General features: G+C 57.6%; 1 protein-coding gene. It reads left to right on the top strand.

Annotated elements, in window-relative coordinates; genetic code table 11:
• On the top strand, window positions 1-1,229 hold a 1,229-nt coding region (locus Q8S60_RS08330), incomplete at both ends, for an IS66 family transposase (protein WP_305668475.1).

Below are 1,229 nucleotides of genomic sequence, written 5' to 3'. Positions count from 1 at the left end.
AGACCTCACGGCGCAAATGGTGGTGATGCAGAACAGCATCAAGCAGCTCGAAGGTCGATTGGCACTCAACAGCAAAAACTCCAGCAAGCCACCATCAAGCGATGGCTTGCACAAACCCGCACCGAAATCCTTGCGGGTTGCCGGCGAGAGGCCAACCGGCGGACAAAAAGGTCACCCCGGCAGCACCTTGAGCCAAGCCACTGAGCCCGACAGAATAGTTGTTCACAACGTACCAGACCAGTGCCAGGCATGCCATCTGGAATTGCCCTTTGGCTATGTGAGCGAAACACGTCAGGTCTTTGATTTGCCGGTACTGCAATTTGAGGTTACCGAGCATCACGCCATGCAAGCCATCTGTAGCTGCGGGCATGTGCATACAGCAGAGTTCCCCGCCGGTGTGAACGCGACTGTGCAATATGGCCCGCGCGCGCAAGCTGCCATGGTGCACCTCAATCAAAACCATGCCGTCTCAGTGCAACGCACCGCCGCGCTGATGAAAGACTTCTTTGACCTGCCGGTGAGCCAGGCAACGGTCCTCAAGGCAACCCAGGCTGGGGCAAACATTTTGCAGCCCACTGTGCAAGACATCGGCCAAGGCGTTGTCAGATCAGCCGTGGCACATGCCGATGAGAGCGGCCTGCGGGTTGCCAAGAAGTTGCACTGGCTGCATGTATTGGCCACCGACACACTGACATGGATGGGTTGCCACCCCAAGCGTGGCGGCGAAGCGTTTGAATCTATGGCCCTGCTGCAGCAATTCAAGGGTGTCTTGGTGCATGACGGCTGGATGCCCTACAAGGCCTTGGATTGCCAACACGCGCTGTGCAACCAGCACCACTTGCGCGAGCTGACCTACCTATTGGAGGAACTTGACCAAGCTTGGGCAGGCGACATGATGGAGCTGCTCACGCATGCCAACCACTTCGACAACCTCAACTGCGCTGACGGAAAATCGCCGCGCTACGACAGCCAGAAGTATCAAGGCGAAGTGCGCGATCTGCGCGCCCTATACGATGCGATTCTGGCGCAAGCACAGGCAGCAAACCCCATCGCGCCCTCTACTGGCAAACGCGGCAGGCCCAAGCAGAGCAAGGCCACCAATCTGATTGGCCGACTGAGCGATTACACAGACGATGTTTGGCGCTTCATGACCCAGCCCGATGTGCCGTTTACCAACAACGTGGCCGAACAAACGGTGCGCATGCCCAAGGTGAAACAAAAAGTCTCCG

The organism is Parvibaculum sp. (assembly GCF_030694575.1).
Lineage (GTDB): Bacteria > Pseudomonadota > Alphaproteobacteria > Parvibaculales > Parvibaculaceae > Parvibaculum.
The sequence above is the reverse complement of the archived record's forward strand: the minus strand, read 5'-3'. Positions and strand labels throughout refer to the sequence as shown.